Here is a 6,186-nt window from a genome sequence, read left to right as displayed (position 1 = left end):
CGCCAGCGCGCCGCCGAGCAGCGCCGGCTGCGGCGCCTGCAGGGGCGCTACACCGCGCAGATCGCCCGCGCCGTCGAGGGCCACTGGCGCCGGCCGAGCGGCACCCCCGACGGCCTCGAGGCGGTGGTGCGCGTCTCCTTCTCGGCCGCCGGCGCCGTGCGCCGGGTCGAGATCCTCAGCGGCAGCGGCCACCCCGGCTTCGACCACTCCGTGGAGCGGGCCGTCCGCCGCGCCTCGCCGGTGCCCTTCCCCGAGGAGCCGGCGCTGCGCCAGCGCATGCAGACGATCACCTTCCGCTTCGCCCCGGACCGGAGCTAGCCCGTGAGCAGACCGCCCCGCCCCACCACCGCACCGCCCCGCTCCTGGCGCGCCAAGGCCAGGCCGGCCGCCCTCGCCGCCGTCCTCGCCGGCGCCCTGCTCCCCGGCACACCCCGCGCCGAGGACGAGGTGGTCATCGACATCATCGGCGGCATGGAGGCCGCCACGCCCATCGCCGTCGTCCCTTTCCAGACCGCCGGCGGAGCGAGCCCCGAGACCCGGATCGCCCCGATCATCGCCGCCGACCTCGCCCGCAGCGGGCGCTTCGAGGTCCTCCCGGAGGCGGACCTGATCGCCACGCCGGGGCGCATCGAGGACGTGCAGTTCTCCACCTGGCGGGCGCTGGGGGTCGACTACCTCGTCGTCGGCGGCCTCCGCCCGGGCGAGGAGCAGGACTACCGCGCCCGCTTCGAGCTCCTCGACGCCTTCCGCGGCGAGCGCACCGACGGGCGCAGCTACCGGGTCGGCGAGGGGAGCCTGCGCCGGCTCGCCCACACCCTCTCCGACCGCATCTACAAGGCCATCACCGGCGACGAGGGCGCCTTCAGCAGCCGGATCGCCTACATCGCCGTCTCCCAGCAGAAGGCGGACGGCGGCGGCAGCGGCGATCCCCCCGAGCAGCGCTACCGGCTGGTGGTCGCCGACGCCGACGGGCACCGCGGCCGCACCGTGCTGCGCGCCTCCGCGCCGCTGCTCTCCCCGGCCTGGTCCCCCTCCCGCGACCGGCTCGCCTACGTCTCCTTCGAGGGCGGCGGCTCCCAGGTCTTCGTCCAGGAGCTGGCCACCGGCGAGCGCCGGCGCGTGGCCAGCTTCAAGGGGATCAACAGCGCCCCGGCCTGGTCGCCGGACGGCGAGCGCCTCGCGGTCACCCTCTCCCGCGACGGCGCCGCCAACATCTACCTCATCGACCTCGACAGCGGCGAGACCCGGGCGATCACCAACCACTGGGCCATCGACACCGAGGCCGCCTGGGCCCCGGACGGCGAGACGATCTACTTCACCTCCGATCGCGGCGGCAAGCCGCAGATCTACCGCACGGGGGTCGACGGCGGCGAGGTCGAGCGCGTGACCTACGAGGGCGCCTACAACGCCCACCCGACCCTCTCGCCGAGCGGCGAGCGCCTGGCGATGGTCCACCGCCGGGAGGGGGCGTACCATATCGCCGTCCAGGATCTGGAGCGCGACGCCTTCCGGGTGCTCAGCGACGGGCCGGCGGACGAGTCGCCGAGCTTCGCCCCCAACGGCGACTGGGTCCTCTACAGCGCCGGCGGGGACGGCAACGCCTACCTGGAGACGGCCTCCCTGATCGGGGACGCGGTGACCCCGCTGGAGGCGACGCAGCGCCCGGGGGCCCAGGTCCGCGAGCCGGCCTGGTAGGCTGGGCCCCCGAGGCGTCATCAGCGAGGGAGGACCATGAGCACGCCCGCAAACGACCCCACCCGACTGCCCTGCCGGCCGCGCGCCGGGCTGCGCCTGGCCGCGGCCGCCGCCCTGCTCGCCCTGCTCGCCGGCTGCGCCAGCTGGCTCGAGGAGGGCGCCCGCGACGGCACCGGCCCGGAGGCCGAGGCCGCGGAGAGCGCCGGCCTCGCCGTCCGCGGCCTCGACCCCGACGAGCCCCTCGACGCCGCCATCCTCGACGACCCCGATACGCCCCTGAAGACGCGGCGGATCCACTTCGCCTTCGACTCCAGCCAGATCCCCGAGGACGCCCTGCCGGTGCTCAAGGCCCACGGCGAGTTCCTCGGCGAGCACCCGGAGCTGCGCATGACCGTGGAGGGCCACACCGACGAGCGCGGCTCCCGGGCGTACAACCTCGCCCTCGGCGAGCGGCGCGCCGAGGCCGTCAAGGAGCTCCTCCGCGCCCACGGCGCCGGCACCGAGCAGGTCGAGACCGTCAGCTACGGCGAGGAGCAGCCCCTGGTCCCGGAGTCCAACGAGCAGGCCTGGGCCGAGAACCGCCGCGCGGAGCTCGTCTATGACAGCGAGTAGTAGCGCCCTGTCCGCCCCCCGCAGGGCCCTGGCCGCCGCGGCGCTCGCCGCCCTGCTGGGGCTGGGCCCGGCCGGCGCCGCGGCGCAGGCGGGAGACGGCCAGGACCCCGAGGCCCGCGGCCTCGCCGACCTGGTGCGCGATATCCAGCGCATCAAGGACGAGAACCGCGAGCTGCGCGGCGAGATCGAGACCCTCGAGCGCCAGCTCCAGCAGCTCCAGCGCCGCCAGCGCGAGCACTACAAGGACCTGGACAGCCGCCTCCAGGAGCTCCGGGCCCAGGGCGCGGCGCCGGAGGGCGGGGCCGCGTCCGGCGGCGAGCAGGCGGCGGGCCAGCAGGCCGGCGAGATCCCCATCCCGGAGCTCTCGGCGGCCGAGGGCGGCGGCGACGCCTCCCCTGAGCAGGCCTCCGAGCAGGCGCTCTACGAGCGCGCCTTCGGCCAGCTCAACGCCGGCGACTACGCCCAGGCGCGCGCCGGGCTCGAGCGGCTGCTCGAGCGCTACCCCGAGGGCGAGTACGCGGACAACGCCCGCTACTGGATCGCCGAGACCTACTACGCCGAGAGCCGGCTCGACGAGGCCGCCGAGCACTTCCAGCGCGTGCTCGAGGCCTCCCCCGACAGCGGCAAGGCGCCCGACGCGCAGCTCAAGCTCGGCTACATCGCCTTCAAGCGCGGCGAGCTGGAGACCGCCCGCCAGCGCCTGGAGCGGGTCCGGGAGCAGTACCCCGAGAGCACCGCCGCCGGCCTGGCCGAGGAGCGCCTCACCCAGCTCCGCCAGACCCGGGAGAACGAGTAGAGGCGGTTCCCTCGCCCCCCGGCGTCGATTAGAATTGGGCGTCTCAGGGCCGTTAGCTCAGCTGGTAGAGCACCGGACTTTTAATCCGTTGGTCGTTGGTTCGAATCCAACACGGCCCACCAGCAGAATCAACAACCTAGCCGACTGGCCGGCCCTCGAACCTCCTCACTGGGACAGTATTGGGACAGTCGGCTATGGCTACCATCCTCAAACGCGGCAAGCGCTGGCAGGCGAAAGTCCGGCGCTGCGGTTACCCCGAGCAGAGCAAGAACTTCTCCACGAAGGCGGACGCCCAGCAGTGGGCGCGCGAGACCGAGCTCGCCATGGACCGTGGCAGCTGGGTCGACACCTCCGAGGCCCGCCGCACCACGCTTACCGAGGCCATCGAGCGCTACGCTCGCGAGGTCACCCCGACGAAGAAGGGCGCCCCCCAAGAGGCGAACCGGCTGCGGCGCTGGGGCCAGCACCGTATCGGCAAGACCGCCCTCGCCAACGTCCGCAGCGCCGATATTGCGGAGATCCGCGACCAACGCCTCAAGGAGGCCTCCCCCGCCACGGTGCGCAACGACCTCGCTGCGCTGAGCGCCGTGTTCGAGCATGCGCGCAAGGAGTGGCGGATGGAGGCGCTCACCAACCCGGTTCGAGCCCTTCGCCGCCCTGCACCGAGCCGACAGCGAGACCGGAGGTTAGAGGCAGGCGAGGAGCAGGCGCTCTACGCTGCCGCGAGCTCCCCCGTCCAGCGTGCTTACCTGACCCTGGCCCTCGAGACCGGCATGCGTCGTGGCGAGATCATCGCCATGCGCTGGCAGTACATCAATCTCCCGAGGCGGATCATCCACCTACCCGAGACCAAGACCGACGAGGCCCGCGACGTCCCGCTATCGACCGCTGCTGTCAGAGCACTCCAGTCCCTACCGCGCCGCATCGACGGCAAGGTCTGGCCCTGGTCTAACGAAGGCGCCTCCTCCATGTGGCGGCGCTGGATCGTGCGAGCCGGGATCGAGGATCTACGCTTCCACGACCTGCGCCACGAGGCCACTAGCCGGTTCATCGAGTCGGGGAGGTTCGAGATCACCGAGGTCATGGCCATCACCCTATGTGTCAGCCTCCCGTCCGACAGTGCCAAGGGTAAAACTTGTATAACCTTGGGGCACTGATCGGAGGACGAGCCGATGACTGACGACACCGAGGAAGTACAGCCGGAGCCGAGCCTGGAGCGCCGCACCCGCCGGCAGTTCAGCAGCGCGGAGAAGCAGCGCCTGCTGGAGGAGCACGACGCCTTGCCGAAGGGAGAGAAGACGGCGTGGCTCCGGGAGCAGGGGCTCTATGCGAGCCAGCTTGCCAACTGGCGCAAGACCCTCAAAGAGCAAGGCACGCAGGGCCTGGAGCCTAGCTCCGGCGGCCGCAAGGCGAAAGACACCCGTGACCGGCGCATCGAGCAGCTGGAGAAGGAGAAAGCGCAGCTTGAGCACCGCGCCAAGGTCGCGGAAGACCTTGTAGAGCTTCAAAAAAAAGTCGCCACCCTGTCCGAGGATCTGCAGAACGGGGAATCGCAATGAGCTGCCTGGCGGAGCGTCCAGCGTATGTGCCACGCAGCCGGGCCTGTGACGCCCTCGGGCTGTCCCGGACGGGGACCTATCCCCGCAAGCGGCCCTCGCGGGCACAGCCGGACACAGCGGCCTCCAAGCAGCCCCGTCAGCTCTCGGAGGCGGAGGTGGCGTATGTCCTCGAGACGGTGAACAGCGCTACCTACCGGGACGAGGCGGTGCGAGTCATTCACGCCCGGGAGCTCAACCAGGGGCGGCCCTTGCCGTCGGTGTCGTCGATCTACCGGATCCTGCGGCGCCGCGGGCAGAGCCGGGAGCGGCGCAACCAGCGGCCGCCGCAGCGCCATGTCAGGCCGCAGGTGATCGTCCGTGCGCCCAACCAGGGCTGGTCTTGGGATATCAGCAAGTTACCCACGACCCGGAAGGGGGTCTACCTCAACCTCTACGAGGTCCTGGACCTGTTCTCGCGCTACCCCGTCGCCTGGATGGTCTCGCGCAAGGAGAACGGTGGCCTGGCGCAACACCTGTTCCGCCATGCACTGGAGCGCCATGCCATTGAGCCGGGGGCTCTCGTGGTCCACCAGGACCGCGGAGCCCCCATGATCGCCCAGAGCTACCGGGAGTTCCTCGACAGTCACGGGGTCCGGCGCAGCTACTCCCGACCCCGGGTAAGCAACGATAACCCCTTCAGTGAGGCCCATTTCAAGACGCTCAAGTATAGCCCGGGCTATCCTGGGCGGTTCGAGGGCATCGACCACGCCCGCGAGTGGCTAGCGGCGTTCATGGAGGGCTACAAACACCGCCCGCATGAGGGGCTGGGCTACTACACCCCGGCAGAGGTCTTCGAGGGGCGCGCGGAGGCGGTGCGCGTCCAGCGCCAGGCCGCTCTCGATGCCTACTACGAGAGCAATACCGGCCGGTTCCCGAGGGGGCGCCCCATCGCCAACAAGCCCCCTCAGGAGGTCGCCATCAACCCCGAGGAAGGCGTGGCCCAGAGCGCCGACGCTTTCCTCAAGGCGAGCGCCGAGGCGCTATCAACCCCCACCCCCAAGGTGGACATTCATGAAGAAAACGAGCCCCTACTGTCGGACAGGGGTTGACACATTCCGCAATCCCTTACACCCTTAAAGGTCTTGCCCCCGCCCTCAGCCCAAGGCAATCTACCCCCTCGCACAAGGAGCAACGTAAGCAGGAAAAATCACCTCGACCGTCGGGTAAAGGTTGACACATTCCGGATTGCGTGCTGATGCTCGACCTCAGCGAGGCTGGCCGCCCGCCCACCGCTACGGCGCCACGCGCCCGCTACTACGCCAATGAGGGCAGCGGCGACCAGCGTCCGATGACCACCTGCACACGACCCTCGTAGGCAAGTCAGGCCCTCACCATCCCCACCTCCCGTCACCGTGCGGTGCTCCCCGGCAAGCCGCAGATATGTCCGCTCGCCACCCCCCACTCATCTCGAAGCCCCCTGGTTTGGATCGACCTTGCCGATCCGCGCCCGAAGTCCGACCCCTCCGATATGGGACCCGTCCCAAG

7 protein-coding genes and 1 tRNA gene are annotated in these 6,186 nt (G+C 71.0%); all 8 read left to right on the top strand.

Translation table 11 applies throughout. The annotated features are described in order from the left end of the window. Nucleotides 1-318 (top strand): energy transducer TonB (locus CKO13_RS09955; protein ID WP_200260316.1); only part of this gene is annotated, 318 nt, incomplete at its 5' end. Nucleotides 319-321: 3 nt separating this feature from the next. Beyond that, on the top strand, nucleotides 322-1,695 hold the full coding sequence (tolB, locus tag CKO13_RS09950; protein WP_200260313.1) for a Tol-Pal system beta propeller repeat protein TolB: 1,374 nt from the start codon (nucleotides 322-324) through the stop codon (nucleotides 1,693-1,695). A gap of 36 nt (nucleotides 1,696-1,731) precedes the next feature. Next, a complete protein-coding gene (pal, locus tag CKO13_RS09945; protein ID WP_200260310.1) occupies nucleotides 1,732-2,307 on the top strand; it encodes a peptidoglycan-associated lipoprotein Pal in 576 nt (191 codons plus the stop codon). Beyond that, nucleotides 2,294-3,103, top strand: a complete 810-nt coding sequence (gene ybgF, locus CKO13_RS09940; RefSeq protein ID WP_200260307.1) for a tol-pal system protein YbgF — start codon at nucleotides 2,294-2,296, stop codon at nucleotides 3,101-3,103. The genes pal and ybgF overlap by 14 nt, the downstream gene beginning before the upstream one ends. Nucleotides 3,104-3,149: 46 nt before the next feature. Then, nucleotides 3,150-3,225: transfer RNA gene (locus tag CKO13_RS09935), tRNA-Lys, on the top strand. Between the two features lie 72 nt (nucleotides 3,226-3,297). Continuing rightward, complete coding sequence (locus CKO13_RS09930; RefSeq protein WP_200260304.1) at nucleotides 3,298-4,260, top strand: tyrosine-type recombinase/integrase; 963 nt, start codon at nucleotides 3,298-3,300, stop codon at nucleotides 4,258-4,260. A 15-nt stretch (nucleotides 4,261-4,275) separates the two neighbouring features. Beyond that, the gene (locus tag CKO13_RS09925; protein WP_200260301.1) at nucleotides 4,276-4,662 is read left to right on the top strand and encodes a hypothetical protein; all 387 of its coding nucleotides are present in this window, start codon (nucleotides 4,276-4,278) and stop codon (nucleotides 4,660-4,662) included. Then, a complete protein-coding gene (locus CKO13_RS09920; RefSeq protein WP_200260319.1) occupies nucleotides 4,659-5,750 on the top strand; it encodes an IS3 family transposase in 1,092 nt (363 codons plus the stop codon). Before CKO13_RS09925 ends, CKO13_RS09920 begins: the two co-directional genes overlap by 4 nt. Nucleotides 5,751-6,186 lie beyond the last annotated feature (436 nt).

This window comes from Halorhodospira neutriphila, from assembly GCF_016584055.1.
Classification (GTDB): domain Bacteria; phylum Pseudomonadota; class Gammaproteobacteria; order Nitrococcales; family Halorhodospiraceae; genus Halorhodospira; species Halorhodospira neutriphila.
The sequence above is the reverse complement of the archived record's forward strand: the minus strand, read 5'-3'. Positions and strand labels throughout refer to the sequence as shown.

Bases quoted from the DNA above. Each gene is read 5' to 3' on its own strand.
- pal (WP_200260310.1), top strand. From the start codon at position 1,732: ATGAGCACGCCCGCAAACGACCCCACCCGACTGCCCTGCCGGCCGCGC.
- ybgF (WP_200260307.1), top strand. From the start codon at position 2,294: ATGACAGCGAGTAGTAGCGCCCTGTCCGCCCCCCGCAGGGCCCTGGCC.
- CKO13_RS09930 (WP_200260304.1), top strand. From the start codon at position 3,298: ATGGCTACCATCCTCAAACGCGGCAAGCGCTGGCAGGCGAAAGTCCGG.
- CKO13_RS09925 (WP_200260301.1), top strand. From the start codon at position 4,276: ATGACTGACGACACCGAGGAAGTACAGCCGGAGCCGAGCCTGGAGCGC.
- CKO13_RS09920 (WP_200260319.1), top strand. From the start codon at position 4,659: ATGAGCTGCCTGGCGGAGCGTCCAGCGTATGTGCCACGCAGCCGGGCC.